We start from the raw sequence: 22,397 nt of genomic DNA on the forward strand, positions 1-22,397 counted from the left end.
CACATGGCTTTAAATTGGTTAATCTAGTTATAAGGAATATTAACGTGTTTAATGACAAACAGGGTTAAAAATTCCGGATTTTCGGAATTGCGATAAAGGGTTTTGACGAAGAATATAGAACACTTTACAATAAGGATAATCTCCTGATTCAGGCTCCTGATTTTGGAGAATGCTCTCCCTATTTTAGGTTAGATCATCCGAACGTGTAAAATTTCCTTCCTCGTTTTTTCAACTTTGTCATCTTCCTATCAAGGCTCATTTCTTTCTGGTGTATTTCTTTTCTAATTCACTTCTTTTTGGAATTCTGTTCATTCATCCTAGGTTTGCTGAACTTTATATTACCCATAAGTCAAGGGAGGCTTTTCCATGAAGAAAAAAGAAATGGTAGCCATGCTATTGGCTGGAGGCCAAGGCAAAAGATTGAAAGGTTTAACCAAATCGCTTGCCAAGCCCGCTGTCTATTTTGGGGGCACTTATCGGATCATCGACTTTCCTTTAAGTAACTGCTCCAACTCGGGTATTGATACTGTTGGTGTATTGACACAGTATGAGCCACTTATACTACATTCTTACATCGGAGTAGGCAGTGATTGGGATTTGAACCGTAAGAATGGTGGAGTATTCGTATTGCCACCGCATGAACGTGAGAATGGAAGCAGCTGGTATCGGGGAACAGCCGATGCGATTTATCGAAATCTTAAATTTGTAGATCAGTTCGACCCCGAGCATGTTCTTATTCTATCCGGTGATCACATTTATAAAATGGATTATCATGCTATGCTGCAATACCACAAGGAGAGAAACGCAGATTGCACGATTTCTGTGATTGACGTTCCGCTGGAGGAAGCAAGTCGATTTGGAATCTTAAATACGGAGGACGATCTGAAAATTTACGAATTTGAAGAGAAGCCTGCACAGCCAAAAAGCACGCTAGCTTCTATGGGTGTGTACATCTTTAAATGGGAAATTCTCCGCAAGCATTTGCTGGAGGACGGAGAGAATATAGGGTCATCTCACGATTTTGGTAAAGATATCATTCCTTTGATGCTGGAAGATGGGAACTCTTTATTTGCGTACCCTTTTGAAGGGTATTGGAGAGACGTTGGTACGGTAGCAAGCCTGTGGGAAGCGAATATGGATTTACTGAGCGATAATCCACCGCTTAATCTAAATGATCCCAGCTGGCGCATATTTACACGTAATCCGAATCAACCTGCCCAATATGTCGCGCCTGGGGCGAAAGTGTCAGGATGCATTATTAATGAAGGCTGCATTGTGCATGGTGAAGTGAAGCACTCGGTTCTTTTTTATGGCGTAGAGGTAGGTGAAGGCAGTGTGATTACGGACTCCGTAATTATGCCTAAGGTTAAGATTGGTAAGAACGTACGCATTCATAAAGCGATTATTAGTGAGAATACGATAATCGACGATTATATGGAAATAGGCATCGAGCGGGAGAACGAGAACGAAATTCTGCTGATCGACAATAAAAGCAAGAAACGTAAATCAGCTGTGGCCAAAACCATATAATCAAGCTAAAACGCCTTCGGCGTCCTTCTAGGGACGGTAAGCGTTTATGCGAGATTTATAAGGATAAAGTATATAGTGAAACTTATACTTTCTTATAAATTATAAGAGGACGGTGGATTCCGATGAAGCAACTCATGGGTGTAATTAATCTGGATCATGAACTCGATAAACTAAATGAACTCACTTATTTCCGCTGTGGTGCAGCCGTACCTTTTGCCAGTCGTTATCGGTTGATAGATTTCGTGCTTTCCAATATGATGCGTGCGGATCTGGAGAGCGTGGGCCTGTTTGTTCGCCGTAAATACCGTTCTTTAATGGACCATTTGGGTGACGGGAAATCTTGGGATATGAATCGCAAGCATGGGGGACTATTTATTTTGCCTCCGGACTGGAATGATCCCACCGATACTTCTCTTGGCGACCTTCAGCATTATCATAATAATCTGGATCTTTTTAAACGGGGATCTGCAAAATATATTGTGTTTTCCGGCAGCCAGCATATTAATACTATCGATCTCCAGGACTTGTACAGCTACCATTTGGAGAAGGGTGCCGATGTTACAGTAGTATACAAAAAAATAGAGCAATTGCAGCCAGAGCATGAGTTATGCCAGCGTATTGAAGTGGACGAAGAGAATAATGTGACCAATATCCATCATGAGAAGGATCATCCCAATTTATATCTCGATATCTTCATTATGGAGAAAAAACTGTTCCTGGAGCAGGTGGAACATTGCATTGCACATGGGGAGAGCTACTTTTTCCGTGATGTCATTCAGAAAAACCGCCATAAATTCAAAATCGCTGCTTATGAGTATCATGGCTATCATGCCGTAATTAATTCATTGGAAAGCTATTATAAGAATAGTCTGGAGCTGCTTCAGCAGGAGAATTACTTTAGTCTGTTCAAAGAAAGTCCAGTACAGACGAAGATTAAATATGAGGCTCCTACCCGATATTTAGAGAGCGCAAATGTCAGCAATTCACTGGTGGCTAACGGCTGCATTATAGCGGGAACGGTGGAGAACAGCGTGATCTTTCGTGGGGTTCAGGTACGTAAAGGAGCGAAGATCATCAACTCTGTAATTATGCAGAAGTGCATTATAGAGGAAGATGCTGTTATTGAGAATGTGATCATGGATAAGGACGTACATTTAAGTAAGAATCGAATTCTCGTCGGGGATAGTAAACGTCCATTTGTCATCGCCAAGAGCAGCAAAATATAAACCAACTGGATTAGATGAAACGAAACAGTATAACCTATCTGATCTACAGGCATAGTCTAATGCATCCCTAAAAAAAGCTTTTGTCAGGAGGAACCTGCTGTTGTTTAACGATAAAGAAACTTTCAAACAGGTGTTTCGCGAGACGCTCATCAGCAAATTGGGCAAACCTTTGGAGGAAGCCTCGAATGCTGATGTCTATAAAATATTAGGCAACATGATTCGCGAGAATGCCGGGAAAAATTGGGCGGATACCAATCAAAAGTACAAGACGGATAAGGATAAGCAGGTATACTATTTTTCTATGGAGTTTCTGATCGGAAGACTTCTGGGGAACAATCTGCTGAATATGGGCGTGCTGGAGGTCGTGCGTGAGGGATTGGCCGATCTTGGTTTCTCGCTGCAGGATATTGAGGAGGTAGAAGCCGACGCTGGGCTTGGCAATGGAGGACTTGGACGTCTAGCTGCTTGTTTCTTGGATTCACTGGCCTCCCTGCAATATGCGGGGCATGGTTGCGGCATACGTTATAAATACGGCCTGTTCGAGCAGAAAATCGTTGACGGGTATCAGGTGGAACTGCCCGATTACTGGCTGCAAAATGATAATGTATGGGAAGTGCGTCGTGAAGACAAGCAGGTAGAAGTAAGGTTCTGGGGCGTGATTGAGACTCGGGAGGAGAACGGGCGGCTTATCTTTGAGCATAGTCAATATGAGGCCGTTCGTGCAGTTCCGTATGATGTGCCTATCATTGGTGCAGATCGGCGGCATGTGAATACACTGCGCAACTGGAGCGCGGAGTCCATCACCCAGCCTACCAGAACCTTTGGCTCTTTTGCCGGATCAGACTATCATAAATTCCTGGAATATAAACGTTCCGTAGAATCCATCTCGGAGTTCCTGTATCCGGATGACTCTCAATACGAAGGCAAGCTGTTGCGGTTGAAGCAGCAATACTTCCTCTGCAGCGCTGGCCTGCAAAGTATTCTGCGAACCTTTGGAAAGCTTGGACTCCCTATACAATCGCTGCCCGACAAGGTTGCACTTCATATCAATGATACACATCCGACGCTTGTAATTCCTGAATTGCTGCGGATTCTGATGGATGTACATGGATTAGGATGGGATGAAGCGTGGAGTATTACAACTCGTATGGTGTCCTATACAAATCATACGATCTTGAGCGAAGCCCTGGAGAAATGGCCTATTCAAATGGTCAGGGACTTGCTTCCACGTATTTTTCTTATTATTGAAGAGATCAATGCCCGCTTCTGCGGCGAGCTGATGAGTCGTTATCCCGGTGATCAGGACCGGATTTCACAGATGGCAATTATTCATGACGATCAGGTTCGCATGGCTCATCTGGCGATTGTGGCGAGCCATAGTGTCAATGGGGTAGCAGCGCTGCATACAGAAATATTGATGAAACGCGAAATGCGGCTCTTTAATGAAATGTACCCGCACCGCTTCAATAATAAGACGAATGGGATTACTCACCGGCGCTGGCTGATGCATGCCAATCCGGATCTGGCTAACCTTATCAATCAATCGATAGGAACCCGCTGGATGAGCCATCCGCAAGAGATGATTGGCTTGATTAAATATTGTGAGGATGCATCCTTCCAGGAACAAGTGGCCAGCATTAAACGGCGGAATAAGCTCAAGTTGGCTGAATACATCTACAGCAAGCATTCGGTACATGTAGACCCCGACTCTATTTTTGATGTCCAGGTGAAGCGCCTGCATGCTTATAAGCGGCAGCTGCTAAATATTTTGCATATTCTGCATATGTACAACCAAATCAAAGATAATCCTTCGATGGATATGGTACCGCGCACATTTATATTCGGAGCAAAGGCGGCACCAAGCTATCATTTGGCGAAGCGAATTATCAAGCTGATCAATACTGTGGCGGAGGCTGTCAACAAGGATCCGGATGTTAAAGGCAAGATCCGTATCTTTTTCCTTGAGAATTATTCGGTATCCTTGGCCGAGAAGATCATTCCTGCTGCGGATATTAGTGAACAGATCTCTACTGCGAGTAAAGAGGCCTCCGGCACGGGGAATATGAAGTTTATGATGAACGGTGCATTAACCGTAGGTACGATGGACGGTGCTAACGTGGAAATGCATGAGATGGTAGGGGACAACAATATGTTCCTGTTCGGTCTTCGTGCTGAGCAGGTAATGGATTATTATCAGCATGGCGGCTATCACGCACGTGATATCTACAATGGGGATAGCCGTGTGAAGGAAGTATTGGATCAGTTGGTTAATCCGGGACCTATATGCTGTCATGGTGCGGAGTTTGAGACCATTTTCCATTCTCTTTTGGATAATAACGATGAATTCTTTGTGCTTAAGGATTTCGCAAGTTATGTCGAGACTCATGTCGAGATTGACCGGGCATACCGCAACCGTCAGGAGTGGCTGAAAAAGTCTATTATAAATATTGGTCATTCCGGTAAATTCTCAAGTGATAACACGATTAGCCGCTACGCGGCGGAGATTTGGAATATCAGTCCGGTACGGCTATAGGCTCAACAAGAATAGGCTGTCTTATAAGTAGGAGATTCCTACAAATGAGACAGCCTATTTCTTATGCTCTATAGAGCTGCTTTAGATAACTTCCGATACCAGGGCTGCGAACCGCTCCAGGAACCGGCGTTCCTCATCATCAAAACGATCTTTCAGCGGACTGTCGATGTCGAGTACGCCAAGCAAACGATCATCCTTGATCAGCGGGACTACAATTTCGCTGTTTGAAGCGGCGTCACAGGCGATATGTCCCGGGAATGCATGCACATCTCCTACTACTAACGTGCGTCGTTCCGCAGCAGCCGTTCCGCAGACTCCACGAGACAACGGGATGCGGATGCAGGCAGGAAGACCTTGGAAAGGCCCGAGCACAAGCTCCTTGCCATCAAATAAATAAAAACCGGCCCAATTCGTATCCGGCATAGCGTGTTTAAGCAGTGCCGAAGCATTGGCCAGGTTGGCCGTTGCACTTGGTTCGTCCTTTACTAATGCTTCTAGTTGGATTAGAACCGCTTCAAACTGCTCGTTGCGTGTTCCATCGTAAGGCATAGCTTGAAACATGAAGCATCACCTTCCTGTACTTTAAATTCAAATATGAACTCCTAACTGTAATTATCAACATAGTACAGCTAGACATAATACGTCAAGCGACAATACCAATCTGTAACAATATGGAATCTTCCTTGAAGTCCATGAAATGCGGAACAGCCACAATAATGTTTCCGGGGATCGGTCAGAGGGTAATGCTAGTATAAATACCGAAGGCTATATAGCCGGAAGAGGTGGAATATGCGCGCTGATGTACAGAACTTGTTCATAGGAATTCATATGCTTTATTGTGCACGGGATAAAGATGTGACGATCTCAGAGATGCTGCTCGGACTTGAAGATCTGGGGTATCGTGTAGGAGAACGCGAAGTGAAACAGGAATTGGAAAAGCTGACACTGGACAACTTTCTGACTGCCCATACCGAAGGGTACAGTATTACGGGGACTGGAATTGAAGAGTTCAAGGATATTCGAGCCAAACTTCAGGTGTTATGCAGTGAAGTTATTCATGAAGCAGAATGAAATCATTGTAGTTAAGTTGAATAAAAAGCGTCTGTATTTAGGGAGTGTTTGCTCCCTGCTGCAGACGTCTTTTTACGTTAACGCGTAGAATTTGTTCTTTTCAATGTTAAAGAATTTAGAACTTTTATCTTAAGGATATACTCTTGAATGATGTATAATTGATAAGTTGAAGGGGGGCAGAGACTTGTATATCTGCAATGGAGTGATACCCACACTGGTCGGCAGTAGAGTGAAGCTGTGTGCTATGACTACTGAACATGCTTCAGCATTATATCAGGTCTGGTCTCATCCAGAGGTCACCCGCTGGCTGGGGGCTCCAGCATTATCCTCTATCGAAGAGACTAAGCAACTGATTGCATTTTTATCACAGATGGCTCAGGAAGAGGACAGCTTACGCTGGAGTATTGTAGGACCCGGAGGTGAAGTTATAGGGAGCTGCGGGTATAACTATTGGCAGTTACAGGGAGCTTACCGCGGGGAAATTGGCTGCGATCTGGCGCCTGCCTTTTGGGGGCTTGGATATATGAAAGAAGCGCTTGGTTTAGTGCTCGACTTCGGCTTTAATAGGATGGGGCTGAATCGGATAGAAGCGCTGTGTCATCCTGATAATAATCGTGCGGAGAGGCTGGTTCAAACGCTCGGCTTTCAGAAGGAAGGTATATTACGTCAATATCGTCAGACATCTTCCGGCTTTCAGGATGTGACTCTACATGCGCTTCTGCGTGGGGAATGGCAATGATTTTATTACATAAAGAGAGGGTTTGGAACATTGAAGTCAACAGGGGATTTAGAACGTAAATTAATACTGATAGGGGTGCTGCTAGCTACCTTTTTGGCTGCGATTGAAGGAACGGTAACAGGACCAGCGGGTCCAGCTATCGTAGGTGAATTTCAGGGAATGCAGTGGCTTAGCTGGATATTCACTTCTTATTTGCTGGCAATGGCTATTACTACTCCTATTTTCGGCAAAATCAGTGACCTCTTTGGACGCAAGCCGGTGTTCATGTGGGGGGCAGCTGTTTTTTTATTAGGCTCATTATTATGCGGTATTTCGCAAAGTATGGAACAGCTGATCCTGTTCCGGGCAATACAGGGGATTGGCGCGGGTGCGCTCATTCCAATGACCTTTACCATTATCGGGGATATTTACAGTATTGAAGAGAGAGCGAAGACACAAGGATTACTTAGCTCTGTATGGGGGATTTCCTCTTTGGTAGGCCCTCTTCTTGGAGGATATGTTGTAGATTACCTAAGCTGGCGCTGGGTATTTGTCTTTAATCTGCCGTTTGGTTTACTAGCAATGGTATTTATTGCCCGTTATTTGAAGGAAGAAAAGGTACGCCGGAAAGCACAAATTGATGTGGCAGGTGTGCTGCTGTTCGCTGCTGGTATGGGCGCATTACTCTTCGGTCTCTCCACAGGAGGACAGAATCTGGAGTGGACATCCCCACTGCTAATCGCAACTCTAAGTGTGGCTGTTATCCTGCTAGTCTTATTTTTCTTTGTGGAGCGTCGTGCTCCTGAACCTATGTTGCCGCTGGGTCTATTCTCGAACCGCAATATCGCAGTATCTACAGGCGCTAACCTGCTGGTAAGCACATTAATTATTGGGCTTTCTACGTATGTGCCATTATGGGTGCAGGGTGTATCCGGAAAAAGCGCCGCCATCTCAGGTTTGCTACTGGCGCCGATGTCGGTAGGCTGGATGTTTGGTTCGATCGCCGGAGGGCGGATGATTCTAAAAGCGGGTTCGCGTCGAACCGCAATGCTTGGATTGATTATGATCGCTGCCGGAGCTATTGGTCTGGCTTTCTTAACAGGGGAGTCTTCACAGCTGCTGCTCTTATGCTTGATGCTGGTCTGTGGAGTTGGCTTTGGGTATTCTTCTACAGTCTTTACGATTATCGCGCAGTCCTCTGTTGCGTATGAGCAACGGGGAGCATCTACAGCGCTTAATGCGTTCACGCGTTCTTTAGGACAGACTGTTGGGGTGGCTATTTTTGGTTCCTGGCTGAACTTGAATATTGATAAGCTGTTAAGAAAACAACCGGATTCGAACATCTCAGGAGATGATATTAATAAGCTGCTTGGATCACATGCAGGAACCAACCTGTCTGGGGAAGTATCAAACAGTCTGCGTGATGCCCTTGAAGGTGGTCTTCATTCATTATTTATCGTAATGGCAGTTTTCGCTGTTTTGTCGCTGATAATTTCCTGGGGTTTGCGAAAGGGTGTGCCTTCAGTAGAGGATGCTTCATCGTCCTTGAAAAAGGCATAACTTATTAGGTAGATAGCGTGTTAAAGTGGTTGAACCATACGAATTAACTCCCTGGAGTGGCGTACGGAGTGACGCATGGAATGACCGACGGTGTGGCATATGGAATGACGCATGGAGTGGCGTACGGAAAGACACATGGAATGACACACGGAAAGACGCATGGAATCACGCACGGAAAGACGCATGGACTAACGGAGAGTAGCACATGGAATGACGTATGGAGTGACACATGGAATCACGCACGGAGTGGCGAGCGTAATAACACACGAGATTGACTTGAACTTTAGAGTAGAGCGTCGGTGGAAGCAATCGTTAGGCAAATTTAGTTGTATTTTGTACAACTATAATCCTGCCGTTAACTCTTCAATGGATATAGCTGTATTTAGTACATCTATTTTCTTGATTTACTCGCCTAGGGGTACTTTTTCTGGTTTTTAATTGTACAGAATACACTTAAAGTTAGAATAATCCGATTTGCATACGAAATAGCTGTATAGAATGCAGTTATTCCTTTAGCTACTGCTCAGGTTCCCATCAAGATCGGGCGCTGAAAATATAGCGGGTTATATCAAAAGTGGATTTTACTGAGAGTGGTAGTTACGGTCAGCTAGAAGGGACGTCCAATCGGAAGTGTGTTCGCCAAGTCCAATCGGAAGCGTGCACGACAAGTCCAATCGGAAGCGTGCACGCCAAGTCCAATCGGAGGTGTGCTACGCCAAATCCAGTCGGAAGTGTGCTCGCTAGTCCTGCCGAATAAGGATGACTATGATCCGAGGTTTGCCAAAAGCGGATCTCAAGGTCCGTCTTCGGCATCGACTTACTGCCCTAACTGATCAGTTCTCAACTAATGTTCGGCTAACGGAGGCTGTAAAAAGGCACTCAAATTTTGCTCAGAGGGGTCATAAGGACTTATATCATCTGCTCAAGTAAGCTGCCGCAGAACAAAGAAAACCAATGGGCGATTCTCAAATAAATCGGAGAATCGCCTATTGGTTTTCTTTTTACCATTAACAGAAATCAATAACAGCTTGTCTAAAACACATAAATAAGCGACTCTTACTTACGAGGAAGAGGGGATAGCTTCTCAGCTTGTAGACCCATCTTTTTGAGCAGAACAATCATTTGTTCCTTCTCATCATCATTTAGACCGCTGAAAGCAAGATGCAGGCGTTCTGAATATTTCGGATACATCTCATTCATGAGACGTTCACCTTCCGTAGTCAGCTCCGCAAAAATCACACGGCGGTCGCTCGGACAAGGCTTACGCTGCAAATAGCCGCGTTCCTCAAGCTTATCGATTACGTAAGTAACGTTGCCGCTTTGCAGCAGCAGCTTGGCGCCAATTTGTTGAATGGGTTGTGGTCCCTTATAGTACAACACTTCCATAACGGCAAAGGCAGTCGGATTAAAACCTTCAATTTTGCTGCCGGTAACAGCATGTTCATTAATGCTCTTAAAAGACTTGGCAAATACCCGGTACAAATGTAGTGTTAATTGCGTATCACGTTCGTAAGATTGTATCATGCTTCTCCACCCTCTATCGTTAATCATGTGTGAACTCATCGCACAGTTTGCAATCAATAGTCATTAGTGCACGGGTTACCTGTGCAACGAACCTTGAGATAACCTTAGAATACGTGAAAGAGCGAATGAAGAACATGTGATTTGTCACAATGAGCACACTTTTAATTATTAAAAATCAAACAATTTTTTGAATACGATAAAAACGAAGGTTTTTTTGATTTCAGTCTTTGAAAGGATAAGAATTTCAGTCTTAGGTTCAAGCGCTATTTACGCCTCCAGACGGATGATTGATGTTCTCCAATATTTTACTATTACTTCATCGAGAAATAGTAACGGGGAGTGAAGTAAGATGGAGGAACAACTGGCTCATGATTCAAAAGAAGGAAAGCTGACGGCGAATAAGCCCTTTATGCTGCTTATTGCCGCACAGCTTGTATCGAATGTGGGAGACTGGTTGCATATCCTAGCGCTACTGACAATGGTAGGTTTTAAATGGAATGCGACACCGTGGGAAATTACGGCTATATCTTTATGTATGGCTGTGCCGTTGCTCTTAGGAGGACCGTTCGCAGGTTATTTAAGTGATCGTTTTAACCGCAAGGCGCTGATGATTGGTTCGGATCTAGCTCGTGCCGGAATCGTTGTTTGTTTGGTATTTGCAGGTTCTCTCTGGCAGGTATATGTCCTGCTGGTGGCTAAAGGGATCATGGATGTACTCTTTTCACCAGCCAAAAGCGGAAAGCTCAAGGAGCTTGTCCCTGCGGCCCAGATGGATAAAGCCATGGCGCTTAGCTCATCTATCGAACAAATAACCAAAATTGTAGGTCCTGCTCTAGGTGGACTGCTGGTTGCCGCATTTGGTATTGCCGCTTGTTATGTGATTGACTCGGCTACCTTCATTTTATCGGCGGTCATCTTAATAGGACTGCCGCGTGCGGCTGCACTGAAGAAAGATGCAGCAGAGGATAACACAGGGGAGAATGGTGCTCGGAAGTCTTTTCGCCAAGAAATGTCGGCGGGTCTGCAGGTGATCGTGGGAATGCCAGTAGTACTTTGCGGGATTGCTATGCTGGTACTAGTGCTGCTAATGCTGCAAATTGGTGATTCGCAGATTGTAACGTTATTCCGGGAAATTCCGGGTGTGAACGGTGATCTGCTGGGTTGGTGTGTGGCAGCCAGTGGTCTTGGCACCTTACTGTCAGCCCTGCTTGTAAGCCGTATAGGCAGTGGTAAACATACGCTCGTCTTCATGGGATTGGGAGCTGTAATTATGGGGGTTGTTTTCTCAAGTGCAGGAATTGTAACTGCCCACGGTCAGGCTGGATTATGGATGAACATCGCTTTGTTTGGTTCTTTTATGTTTGCTGGTGTGGGGGCAGGCCTTGCGTTCATTCCCTTCAATTCAATGCTGCAACAGCGGACCCCTGCGGAATACACGGGCCGTGTATTTGGGACTATAGGCAGTCTAACAAGTGCGGCTGTTATCTTGGGACCTGTAGCCGGTGGGGCTTTAGTTACAGCGTCAGGACCTGTCCCGGCTTTCATTCTCTCTGGTTTGCTTACAGCCCTGCTCGGAGTGTTACTGTTAATGCTGCGTGGTAAAATCGAGCGTAGAGATGAAGCGGCAATTAAACGTGAAGAAGAAATTTCAGCAACAAATAACCTAGAGCTTCTCGGACAGACCTCTCTTTAATGGGAGGTTTCTTTTTTAAATAGGAGAGTAGTTCTCTGAGCTGTGAAAAAATCAGTTTGCTTCCTTGGAGAAAGTATATATAGTACGATTAGAGAAGCTATCTTTCTGGATTGGAATTTCGATAATAATATTCATTAGAAATATTTAGGAGTTGGCGAATATGGAGAATGTAGAAATAACAGGGGATACCGAGAGCGACGAAGAGATTGTACTCGATGTTGAGATCGATGAAGCAGGCTATGAAGCAGGTGCCCCGTGCATATTCGATATTTCATTTCAGGTGCGGCGTGGACAGCTGCTCGGACTGATCGGACCAAACGGTGCGGGAAAAAGTACTACAATCAAAACACTGCTCGGTTTGCTTAAGAATACCAAAGCTAAGGTCTCCTTTAATGGAGTTAATAAATCCTATGCTTATGTACCGGAGCAGCCGGTGTTTTATGAGGACTTGACCTTATGGGAGCACTTAGATTTGGCTGCTGCTGCTTATGGACTAAAATATGAGCAGTTTCAAGAAACGGCGGAGAGGTTACTGAAGCAGTTCGGCATGAATCATGTCCGTGATGATCTTCCAGCTGGTTTCTCTAAGGGTATGAAACAGAAAATGATGCTGATGCTTGGCTTTTTGGTGCAGCCGGATGTTTATATTGTGGACGAGCCTTTTATCGGCTTGGATCCTCGGGCCACTAAAGATTTCCTGCGGCTGCTGGAAGCGGAGCGGCAGCGCGGAGCTGGTGTATTAATGTCTACGCATGTATTGGATACTGCTGAGAAAATTTGCGATGATTTTGTGCTGATCTCGGGTGGCAGGGTTGCCGCTGCTGGAACGCTCGAAGATATACGTGATTATGCTGGGTTGCCGGAGGCGTCGTTGTTTGATTGCTTCGACGAACTGACATGAGTAAGCAGAAGCAGCGAGGGTTTGCTTTTCCTACCTCCAAAAAGCTATTCTGGCGGCGATTATTTTCTCATTGGCGTGAGCAATCTGCTATTATCCGTACGGCTGCCGATTGGACTGTGCTGTTATATATACTGATTCCCGGGGGATTTCTGGGAGGACGGTTATATTACGGGTTCTGGAACGAGGCATTGCCAGCTTGGAGTGGAGATTTGCCGTTTATGCTCATTCCTTCATTATTAGTGCTCCTGCTCTGTAGAGGGGGACTGGTGCTATTATTGCAGGAAGGCGATCTATTATTTCTAAGACAACGGCAGCGATGGATAAATACGATCATGTTTCGCGGGTTGCTGTACAGCCTGATCGTAACATCGTTGAAGTTCTGTGTAGCTTTTGTGCTGTTATTACCTTTTCTGGTTCGGGGATATGGAATGCTGTCATCCGAGGTATGGGCGCTGTTCGCTCTGACTCTGGCATGTAGCTGGTGCATTAAATTACTGGGGCATATTGTAAAAGTACAAAAGCAAGGCTGGCGGCGCTGGCTGTGGCTGATCCTGGCCATCTCCGTTCCTTGTGGGATTTATTTCCGTGCAGCTACGTTTTGGAACAACAGTCCAGTTTTTATGCTGCTGATTGCGGCACTCTTTGCAGTCGTAGCGGTAATCGCTCTTCAGAGGCGTATAGTGATGCGTGGGACGTTCATGAACGATGTGCGTGAAGATTATAAGCAGCGGATGAAAATAGCGGCCCTATTACTCCGCGGCGTACTGGATAAGCCACGTCCGACCCGCCATAAGCCGTGGATTTTCCGGAAATCACAGCCTTTGCTAAAATCAAAAACTGCCGAGAGCCGTTTCTCTGCGGCAGCGATTAAGGCACTTGTACGGAATCCGGCTCATTTAAAGCTCTACTTATCGTTTACTGCTGTGTCCCTTCTAGCGATATTTATCATTCCATCAGGGTTCAAATGGCTGGGCTTTATAGTTTTAGTTTCTCTCATGACCAATTGGCTGTTGTCGTTCTGGTCGTTATTCGTGGGAGATGATTACATCGGAATTCTGCCGTTTACAAAGGAACAAAAAGCCGAAGCGGGGCTGCGTGCGGTCCCTATCTTACTGCTTCCTTTTTCAATCATTTGTTCTGCGCTGATCTGTATTTCCTTATATGGATGGTTTGGGATTATCCTGTTCATCCCGCTAGGTTATATCGTTGCACTGTTTAGCTCTAGAATATTTGGAACATTTCGCTTAGCGAAATAAAGATATAAATAGAACGGAAGAGTGCCCCATAAGCCGTGAAAAGGCTGCTGGAGCACTCTTCTTTTGTTGTCTTGATTCGATCTATTGCACGCACGTACGTATGAGGTACCTAGCTAGCCTATCGGACACAGCTGCCCCTAAACATACTATTTTTCCACTTTTGTGATGCTAACGGACTCCATAGTTGCTATTGCCATGAAAAACACCCTATATGAGCCTCGCTATAATGAATAGCGTCGTTGGAGTCCGAAACACTGCCCATAAGGTGATAAATTCGCAAATAACGTCATCTGGGTCCGAAGCCGCAGTAGCTGATTAGGACAGACGCTCCACATAGCAGCTGAGGAACCCAAAACAGAGGAGCGATTCTCCAATTAATGAGAGAATCGCGCAGACCGCCATTTTCAAAGTAGTAAGCTGCTTGGAGGATATTCACGTTGCATTAGAGATTATCCCAGTCGAATGTCAGCAGCGTGCTTGCCTGCTGTATATCCTGTTGAGAAGGCCGCTGTTATATTGTAGCCTCCTGTATAGCCATGGATATCGAGTACCTCGCCGCAGAAGAATAACCCCGGCATAAGCTTCGATTCCATTCTTTTGGGATCGATTTCCTTCAGGTTTACCCCGCCCCCGGTAACAAAGGCCTCGGATAGGGAACGGGTGCCATGCACATAAACCGGCATGCGTTTCAAAATCCCAGCTAATAGAAGCAACCCATTCTTGGAGACGTGATGGCCAGTTGTATCCCCATCTAAGTCAGCTTTAGTCAGCAAGAGGGGGATGAGACGTTCTGGCAACAGTCCTTTCAGCGAATTGCGGATCGCTTTCTTAGGTTCCTGATCCAGCTTATCCTGCAACATTGATTCTACTTCCTGTGTGTTCAGATCAGGGAAGAGATCAATGGACATCTCCACCGTATCTGTGCCGGATTTACGTTGGACTTGTCTCAGAAATTGGCTGCACCGCAGTGCAATGGGCCCTGATAATCCAAAATGGGTGAATATCATATCTCCTCGATGAGAGATGACCTTCTTTCCTTTAGGATTCCACACAGTGAGGGCTACATCACGTAGCGACAGGCCTTGCAGCTCGCCGGACTTAATCCATTCTTCCCGTGAAAGAATCGGCACCTCTGTCGGAAACAGCTCGGTGATCGTGTGCCCTGCGGCTTCTGCCCAAGGGTAGCCATCTCCAGTGGAGCCGGTCTGTGGTACAGACTTGCCTCCGGTGGCGATGATAACAGCTGTGCAGGCGATCGTCTTGCCCGAGCTCAGCTGGACTCCCTTAACAGCCCCTTCGTTATAGATTATTCTTGAGACGGGACTGTCGGTCATAATCTGCACGCCTAGACTCCGTACTTTGCTAATTAAGGCAGATACGACACTAGAGGCCTTATCGGAAACGGGAAACATCCGCCCGTTATCTTCTTCTTTTAATGCAATGCCTAAACCTTCAAAAAAGGCGATGATATCCTGGTTATTAAAATGGTCGAAGGCACTATACAAAAAACGCCCGTTTCCTGGAATATGGGCGATTAGCTCGTCTCTTTCCTTGACGTTGGTAACATTGCAGCGTCCGCCACCAGATATTCCGAGCTTTCGGCCTAGTTTTGCTCCCTTGTCGATTAGCAGAACGGATGCCCCGTGTTCTGCAGCGGCCACGCTTGCCATTAGACCCGAAGGGCCGCCCCCAATGACGATCACATCGTAATTGCTCATGAAATTTTACTCCTTTACATGTTAAGACACGGAAGCGATTTCCGCGGGTATTCCTAACGGAATCATACCATTCTGATTCACATGTAACCAGTCTTGTCCAATCATTAGGTGATTATCGTTGTCAGGAGAGTAATCCTGTGCTTTAATCTAAGCATGTAGGGTAATTTGTCCATTTTGGGGTGTGATTGTAATTATTGGTGCGGTTAAGGATATCTTATTGCAAATATCGGCAGCATGCTCCTTTCTTTTTCTTTTTCAATGGTGGGTGGACCGTAGATTTGTGACTCGGAAAAAGGGGAAGCTCCCAAATGATCAGACCTTTTTAATTTTGGCGTGTACGTTTAGTCTTATCCTGTGCTCTCTTCTTTCGACAACTCTGTTTGGTGTAGCCTATTTGAATTTAGGATTAATCCCTGCGTATATTGGTATTTTATATGGAACTACCCGTTCGGGCATTTTGCTGTCCATTTTCTTGCTTATCTGCAATGTAATCATTGCGGAGCCTACAGGAATCAGTAACGTGATATTGAATTCAGGGGTTTTATTATATCCGCTACTGTTTGGATTGGCCAAACCTTTTAAGAAAGGTACAGTAGTTGAGAAGATCGGTATGTTATGGATGATTCTTTGTCCAAGCATGCTATTTATTGCGTTAGTCCCGATTATAGGCGGGGAAAATATATATGAATCAAATTCCGTACAAGCATTTCTAATTACGGTGTATCTGTTTTTTACCATCGCGCTAGGTGGTGTTTTTGTATATTTTGTTGAGATGGTTAGAAGTAGATTGCAGGATAAAGTACAAATGGAGAGTATCAGTGAAAGTTTCCAGTGGGAGTCCGAGAAGCTGCAGCAGATTACCAATGTAGTCCCTCTGAGTATTATGTCTCTGGATGAACACGGAGTTGTAACTGATCTTAATGATTGTATGTTAGGAATGATGAGGACTCATTATCCCAATTTGCGAAAAGAGGATATTATTGACGAACCGGTAAAAAAGTTTTTTCACAGCTCAGTGGATACACAGGCATATATGCGGGTAAGTGATAATATCCGCTCTAAACGGCGTTCCAGTGAAAAAATGATTCATGAGTCGCGCATCTATCAGATTTATTCAGCGCCGTTAATGCATAAGAGCTCAGGGGTAACAAGTGGTGCTGTAATTATTGTGCAGGATATGACCAATGAGGAAAAACTACGTGTAGAGCTGGATCATGTGGAACGTTTGAGCTTGGTCGGGCAGATGGCTGCTGGAATTACCCATGAGATTCGTAATCCTATGGCGGTAGTTCGGGGTTTTTTGCAGCTGATGAGAGAAAAGAGTGCTCAAGAATTGGATTCTTATTATCAGATTGTGATGGAAGAGCTGGACCGCGCTAATAGTATTATTAATGATTTTTTATCCTTGGCACAGAGCCGGGTTTCTGATAAAGAGAAGGTGCTGCTGCACCATATTATAGAAGAAGTTAGTCCATTGCTGTGGGCTGATGCTAATCTTCGCGGTCAAAGTGTGGAACTGAAGCTGAGCCCATCACTGCATGAATTGGAGCTAAATGTCCGGGAAATCAAGCAGCTTATTCTCAATTTAGGACGTAATGGTATGGAGGCTATGGGACCCAAGGGGGTGCTGACGCTGGAGACACGCAGTACTCATGATAAAGTGGAGTTGATTGTCACCGATAGCGGTGTTGGTATGTCAGAAAGTCAACGCGAGAAGCTGTTTTTACCCTTTTTTACGACGAAAATTCAGGGAACAGGTCTAGGCTTATCCTTGTGTCTTAGTATTGTGGAGCGGCATAACGGTAAAATAAATGTAGAGTCTGTAGAAGGAGAGGGCACGGTATTTACGATCTCCTTCCCATTGAATAAGGAGGAACCCAGCGAGGTTCGCTCTTAGATTGAATCACCCTCTACAGCATCTCTTGCTTTCACAGAGTATGAATGTATAATAAAGTTAGTAAGTACTGCTGTAATATTATCTGACAAACAGTTGAAAAGTGAAGGAGAGTGCAGAGAAATGTCCATGTCTTTTAATCAATATATGAGAGATTCAATTCAGCCTATGCGTGATGACCTGACAAGTATCGGGTTTCAGGAGCTTATGACTCCAGAAGAGGTGGAAGCTACTCTTCCAACCGCAAAAGGAACATCGCTTGTAGTCGTAAATTCGGTCTGTGGTTGTGCTGCTGGACAATGTCGTCCAGGTGTAGCTCAGGCTTTGCAAAATGAAATCACTCCGGATCACTTGTTCACAGTGTTTGCAGGTCAAGAGAAAGAAGCTACTGCTAAAGCACGTGAATATTTTGCTCCTTATCCGCCATCCTCACCTTCCATCGCACTGATGAAGGATGGAGAACTCGTTCACTTTATTGAACGTCATGGTGTAGAAGATCGTTCGGCTGCTGAAATTGCTGCTGAATTGAAAGAAGTCTTCAATCGTTTGTGCCAGTAAAAACAGTTATTCCATATAATCTCGCATCAGCCGGTAAATCGGCTGCATGCGGGATTTTTCAAAATATAAGAGCAATAATGGGATAGAATATGCTTAGAAGCATGAGCTTCGTTTTGGGTGGATATTTTGATGGATATGGAACCATTTCTGATGGAACGAGGTGTGTTTGGTGAGTTTACAGAAAGAAATTATTGCTGATCTTGGCGTGAAGCCAACGATTGATGTAGAGGTTGAGGCACGAAAACGGGTTGATTTCTTAAAGTCGTACGTGCTGAACGCAGGGGCTAAAGGATTATTGATCGCCATTAGTGGTGGAGTGGACAGTGCGGTAGCCGCGGGTCTTTGTAAACAGGCTACGGACGAGCTGTCGGCAGAAAAAGGCACAGAGTATATGACGCTTGGAGTATTCCAGCCTTATGGGGTTCAGGAAGATATTCAGCACAGCTACGATGTTGCCAAAGCTTTTAATCTGACTCATACTGTGGAGACCAACATTGAGGAAGCGGTAAATGAAATTGCCCTTGAAGTTGAGCATGGTCTGAAATCAATAGGCCAACACCGTCATATGACGCATCAAGGCAAAGGAAATGTTAAAGCCAGAACACGTATGGTTATGCAATATGCACTCGCTTTTGAGAACAATCTGATTGTAGTAGGAACGGATCATGCTTCTGAAGCGATTACCGGCTTCTACACGAAGTGGGGCGATGGCGCTGTAGATATTACACCACTATCCACACTTAATAAACGTCAGGTACGTCAATTGGCTGCACATATCGGTGTGCCTGCGGATATTGTCACAAAAGCACCTACGGCGGGCTTATGGCCGGGTCAGACGGACGAAACCGAGCTGGGCATTACTTATGACGATAACAGCGACTATCTGGAAGGTAAACAGGTTAACCCTGAAGTAGCTGAGAAGCTTGAGAATTATTACCGGAGAACGGCACATAAGCGTAATGTTATTCCGGGGATTTAGAATAGGTTGAACTAGAAATCGCCACGGGTCTGCGTAGCAGCAGAGCTCGTGGCGGTTTTTGTGAGTTGGATAGCTGGATAGACTAAGAAGAATAATTATTCTGTAAGCGTAAGTGTCTGATCGATAAAATTAGTTGTCGCAGCAATCGCGAACTCTAATTGCGGAGTCGTGCCAGCAAAAGGATGCACAGTGTTGAACGTATGATTACCCTCAGGAACCTGCACCCAGCTAATATCTGGCCGAAGTTTGATGAGATGCTCAGATCCTTGGCGGAGATGTACTCCATCTTGACTGCCTTGAATAAGGACAACTGGGAAGGACGCTTTCTGTATGCGTTCAAGGATGTTATAGCGTTCTTTGTTGTTCTCCATGTCTTCTAAAATTACAGCATCCAGCGGCATTTGCTGGCCAGTACGTCCATTAAGGACATAGGTTCTTCCTGTTTCCTTCATCTGCTGCTTTTGTTCTTCCGTCAGCAAATCGAGTTTCGTAACTCCGTTCCAGGAGATTACTCCGCTGATCTCATTGGGATGATCAAGCGTGTAGACCAAACAAATTCCCCCTCCGAGACTGTGACCGAGAAGGAATAACGGCAGGCTGCCGAATTTCGGGTGTTGACTAAGATAGGACAACAGGATTTCCATGTCCTTCAAGCTGCGGCGATAGGTGTTGCGGGCGAACTTCTCAAGTTCAGTGAAATGCAGCAGATCTTCCCCGATGCCAGCATGAGAGAAGTTAAAAGTAATTACTTCATGCTCTTGGCTGAGAGTTGTGGCTATGTAAGGAAACATTCCCCAATCTTTAAAACCTTTGTAGCCATGGGCTATAACTATAACGCTTTTGGCTTTGCCTTGGGCTGGGAAGTGTGAGCAGCGGAGAACAGCTCCGTCTCCGGCAGGTATTTCAAAATTACGATGATTCATAGGGTAATCCCCTCTCCATATATAAAAATGAAGTAAATCAGCTAGTCTATCGTGAAGTCGCTGGATAGTCTTATTAGACTTAGAGCGCATTTTCTTTTAAGATAGCAGAAAGAATCTTGCAGGACTATTACTTTTAATAATACTTCATATGATTGATCATACCATTATTGAAGCAAAATGGGATACACGTCCATAAGGAGCGTGAAGTGTTGATTTACGGAATCGGACATGATGTGTTAGAAATTGAACGAATCTCAGAGGTAATAAATAGAGGACTGGGTAAGAAATTTAACCAGCGGGTCTTAACAGAGCAAGAATATCAACTTGCTGAAGAGCGAAGCGGGAGGTTGGCTGAGTTCGTAGCCGGACGTTTTGCTGCCAAGGAAGCAGTTGTGAAGGCTTTAGGCTGTGGCATCGGCAATGTAGTTGGGTTTCAGGATATTGAGATATTGCCTGATGCTAAAGGAAAACCAGAGGTAACTTTATCGTGTGAAGCTTGGAGCAGACTAGATCTGCCAAATGGACAGAGGTACACCATTCATCTTACGATAACACATGGCCGTGATTTGGCTTCGGCTTTTGCTGTCGTGGAAGGGCCAGGTTCATAAATTGAACCCTGATTATAGAAGGGCAAGGAGCGTTATAATGACACAACAAGATCTACAAGTTCAAGACGAACAGGAGCTGCGGGAGGCTAAGCAATATTTCAGCTATCATTTGCTGGAGTGGTATCAAGGGCAGAAACGGGATTTGCCTTGGCGTCGGCACCGCAATCCTTATTATATTTGGATTTCTGAAATAATGCTGCAGCAGACAAGGGTGGATACGGTAATCCCGTATTTCAATCGGTTTATCGAAAGGTTTCCTACCGTGGAGTCGCTCGCCGATGCACCAGAAGAGGACGTGCTTAAGTGCTGGGAAGGCTTAGGTTATTATTCTCGTGCTCGCAATATACAGCATGCGGCCAAACAGGTCAAAGAGCTGTATGGCGGGCAGGTGCCGAATGATCGCGAGGCTGTGTTCAGTTTAAAGGGAGTGGGACCTTATACGGCGGGGGCTATCCTTAGCATTGCGTTCAATCGGCCGGAGCCAGCGGTCGACGGCAATGTGATGCGGGTGTTGTCCCGATACTTCCTGATAGAGGATGATATCGCCAAGGGACCCACCCGCGTAAAAATGGAGCGCCTGGCAGCTGAACTGATCCCGGAGGGGGAAGCGGCATCTTTTAATCAGGCGCTGATGGAGCTCGGGGCGCTCGTATGCACTCCTAAATCACCGCGCTGCTTAACCTGCCCGGTGATGGAGCATTGCGCCGCGCGCCTGGCGGGCTGCGAGACCTCGCTGCCCGTCAAGACCAAGGCCAAGCCGCCGCGCCCTGAGGAGCGGCTGGCGGCCTTAATCGAGGGCCGCGGTGCCCACGCGGGCCAAGTGCTCATCCGGCAGCGGCCACAAAGCGGGCTGTTAGCCCGCATGTGGGAGCTGCCGCACTGGCCGGCGCCGCCTGTGGAAGGCGGCGCCAAAGGCGCGCGGCTGCCGGAAGCGGCGGCGCTGGATGGCTGCGCCGGTCACTGCGGGAGGCCGGGATCTCTGCCCGGCCTGAGAAGCACTGGATGGCTGCTGAGCATATCTTCAGCCATATCGTGTGGACGCTGCAGGTGTACCGCTGCAGCGAAGAGGACGCCCTTCCGCTGCCGATAGCGGCAGAAGGACGGGCGGTGTACAACGCGGATGCGGACTTATTCTCGGGGATCGACAGCAGCATGCCTATCGAGAGGTTTGAGGACGGGACCGCTAGTCCAGAGGACGGCGGAGCTGTGCGCTGGATCAGCCGCGAAGACATGGCTAACTATGCGTTCCCTAACGTTTTTCTGAAGCTACTGAACCTTTATTTTGATGAGCAGGAAGAGCGGGCGAAGCTAGAGAAGTAGAAGATTCGCCGTGTTGTGTTGCTAAAGTACTAAATGTACAAAACCTGAGTTTGGTGTAACCTAAGTATGGTCATATGCACCTAAGTAGGGTCGTATGCACTTAAGTAGGGTCGTATGCACCTAAGTATGGTCAAATGCACCTAAGTATGGTCATATGCGCCTAAATAGGGTCATATGCACCTAAGTATGGTCGTATGCGCCTAAGTAGGGTCGTATGCTTCAGTCTCTTCGTAGCAAATATTTGTTTATTTGTTTCAGATTAGTTCAGTCTTGTTCCAACTAAATTCTTCTGGTGTTCTATGGCTACGAGAGTGGTAAAGACTTAATTAGGGAATTTTTCCCTAAAAATAGGTCGATTTGGCTTGTAATTGATCATTTTAGGGAA

The 22,397-nt window shown here is 45.8% G+C and carries 18 protein-coding genes and 1 pseudogene; 15 read left to right on the forward strand and 4 right to left on the reverse strand.

Translation table 11 applies throughout. The features are described from left to right. Window positions 1-366: 366 nt before the first annotated feature. The 3 genes from MHH50_RS02930 (at window position 367) to MHH50_RS02940 (ending at window position 5,289) form a co-directional block, all read left to right on the forward strand. Window positions 367-1,530, forward strand: a complete 1,164-nt coding sequence (locus MHH50_RS02930; RefSeq protein WP_076275458.1) for a glucose-1-phosphate adenylyltransferase — start codon at window positions 367-369, stop codon at window positions 1,528-1,530. Between the two features lie 122 nt (window positions 1,531-1,652). Next, window positions 1,653-2,756, forward strand: a complete 1,104-nt coding sequence (gene glgD / locus MHH50_RS02935) for a glucose-1-phosphate adenylyltransferase subunit GlgD (protein ID WP_036676786.1) — start codon at window positions 1,653-1,655, stop codon at window positions 2,754-2,756. A gap of 100 nt (window positions 2,757-2,856) precedes the next feature. Beyond that, a complete protein-coding gene (locus tag MHH50_RS02940; protein WP_036676789.1) occupies window positions 2,857-5,289 on the forward strand; it encodes a glycogen/starch/alpha-glucan phosphorylase in 2,433 nt (810 codons plus the stop codon). An 81-nt stretch (window positions 5,290-5,370) separates the two neighbouring features. Here MHH50_RS02940 and MHH50_RS02945 read toward each other — a convergent pair whose 3' ends face one another. After that, a complete protein-coding gene (locus MHH50_RS02945; protein ID WP_036676791.1) occupies window positions 5,371-5,850 on the reverse strand; it encodes a GAF domain-containing protein in 480 nt (159 codons plus the stop codon). Window positions 5,851-6,078: 228 nt separating this feature from the next. On the opposite strand from MHH50_RS02945, the gene MHH50_RS02950 reads away from it, so the two are divergent. The 4 genes from MHH50_RS02950 to MHH50_RS02965 all read left to right on the forward strand — a co-directional run bounded on the left by MHH50_RS02950 (window position 6,079) and on the right by MHH50_RS02965 (window position 8,913). After that, a complete protein-coding gene (locus MHH50_RS02950) occupies window positions 6,079-6,360 on the forward strand; it encodes a hypothetical protein (protein WP_036676794.1) in 282 nt (93 codons plus the stop codon). 184 nt (window positions 6,361-6,544) lie between these two features. Then, window positions 6,545-7,099, forward strand: coding sequence for a GNAT family protein (locus MHH50_RS02955; RefSeq protein ID WP_076124410.1), 555 nt, complete (start codon window positions 6,545-6,547; stop codon window positions 7,097-7,099). 30 nt (window positions 7,100-7,129) lie between these two features. After that, on the forward strand, window positions 7,130-8,638 hold the full coding sequence (locus MHH50_RS02960) for an MDR family MFS transporter (protein WP_076124409.1): 1,509 nt from the start codon (window positions 7,130-7,132) through the stop codon (window positions 8,636-8,638). 56 nt (window positions 8,639-8,694) lie between these two features. Further along, window positions 8,695-8,913 (forward strand): hypothetical protein, encoded by a 219-nt coding sequence (locus MHH50_RS02965; RefSeq protein WP_340033914.1) that lies wholly within the window; start codon window positions 8,695-8,697, stop codon window positions 8,911-8,913. A gap of 781 nt (window positions 8,914-9,694) precedes the next feature. Here the strand turns inward: MHH50_RS02965 and MHH50_RS02970 are convergent. Continuing rightward, window positions 9,695-10,162, reverse strand: coding sequence for a MarR family transcriptional regulator (locus MHH50_RS02970; protein ID WP_036676802.1), 468 nt, complete (start codon window positions 10,160-10,162; stop codon window positions 9,695-9,697). 349 nt (window positions 10,163-10,511) lie between these two features. On the opposite strand from MHH50_RS02970, the gene MHH50_RS02975 reads away from it, so the two are divergent. The 3 genes from MHH50_RS02975 (at window position 10,512) to MHH50_RS02985 (ending at window position 14,012) form a co-directional block, all read left to right on the forward strand. Beyond that, window positions 10,512-11,855: an MFS transporter gene (locus MHH50_RS02975; protein WP_076278143.1), complete on the forward strand. Its 1,344-nt coding sequence runs from the start codon at window positions 10,512-10,514 to the stop codon at window positions 11,853-11,855. 160 nt (window positions 11,856-12,015) lie between these two features. Further along, a complete protein-coding gene (locus tag MHH50_RS02980; protein ID WP_036676805.1) occupies window positions 12,016-12,756 on the forward strand; it encodes an ABC transporter ATP-binding protein in 741 nt (246 codons plus the stop codon). Then, complete coding sequence (locus MHH50_RS02985) at window positions 12,753-14,012, forward strand: ABC transporter permease (protein ID WP_339281631.1); 1,260 nt, start codon at window positions 12,753-12,755, stop codon at window positions 14,010-14,012. Before MHH50_RS02980 ends, MHH50_RS02985 begins: the two co-directional genes overlap by 4 nt. 449 nt (window positions 14,013-14,461) lie before the next feature. Here MHH50_RS02985 and MHH50_RS02990 read toward each other — a convergent pair whose 3' ends face one another. Beyond that, window positions 14,462-15,730, reverse strand: a complete 1,269-nt coding sequence (locus MHH50_RS02990) for an NAD(P)/FAD-dependent oxidoreductase (protein WP_076124402.1) — start codon at window positions 15,728-15,730, stop codon at window positions 14,462-14,464. A gap of 394 nt (window positions 15,731-16,124) precedes the next feature. On the opposite strand from MHH50_RS02990, the gene MHH50_RS02995 reads away from it, so the two are divergent. The 3 genes from MHH50_RS02995 (at window position 16,125) to nadE (ending at window position 19,161) form a co-directional block, all read left to right on the forward strand. Next, window positions 16,125-17,627, forward strand: a complete 1,503-nt coding sequence (locus MHH50_RS02995; protein ID WP_340033915.1) for an ATP-binding protein — start codon at window positions 16,125-16,127, stop codon at window positions 17,625-17,627. A gap of 120 nt (window positions 17,628-17,747) precedes the next feature. Then, complete coding sequence (locus MHH50_RS03000) at window positions 17,748-18,182, forward strand: BrxA/BrxB family bacilliredoxin (RefSeq protein ID WP_036676813.1); 435 nt, start codon at window positions 17,748-17,750, stop codon at window positions 18,180-18,182. Window positions 18,183-18,351: 169 nt separating this feature from the next. Then, window positions 18,352-19,161, forward strand: a complete 810-nt coding sequence (nadE, locus tag MHH50_RS03005) for an ammonia-dependent NAD(+) synthetase (RefSeq protein WP_076124401.1) — start codon at window positions 18,352-18,354, stop codon at window positions 19,159-19,161. Between the two features lie 95 nt (window positions 19,162-19,256). Here the strand turns inward: nadE and MHH50_RS03010 are convergent, their stop codons facing one another. Then, window positions 19,257-20,084 (reverse strand): alpha/beta fold hydrolase, encoded by an 828-nt coding sequence (locus MHH50_RS03010; RefSeq protein ID WP_076124399.1) that lies wholly within the window; start codon window positions 20,082-20,084, stop codon window positions 19,257-19,259. Window positions 20,085-20,293: 209 nt separating this feature from the next. On the opposite strand from MHH50_RS03010, the gene acpS reads away from it, so the two are divergent. Continuing rightward, window positions 20,294-20,692 carry a holo-ACP synthase gene (gene acpS / locus MHH50_RS03015; protein ID WP_076124398.1) on the forward strand — a complete coding sequence of 133 codons (399 nt, stop codon included), beginning with the start codon at window positions 20,294-20,296 and terminating at the stop codon, window positions 20,690-20,692. A 37-nt stretch (window positions 20,693-20,729) separates the two neighbouring features. Beyond that, window positions 20,730-22,012 (forward strand): annotated as a pseudogene (mutY, locus tag MHH50_RS03020) (A/G-specific adenine glycosylase). Window positions 22,013-22,397: the final 385 nt, after the last annotated feature.

The sequence above is a fragment of the Paenibacillus sp. FSL H3-0302 genome (genome assembly GCF_037982245.1).
In the GTDB taxonomy this organism is placed as follows: domain Bacteria; phylum Bacillota; class Bacilli; order Paenibacillales; family Paenibacillaceae; genus Paenibacillus_AQ; species Paenibacillus_AQ odorifer.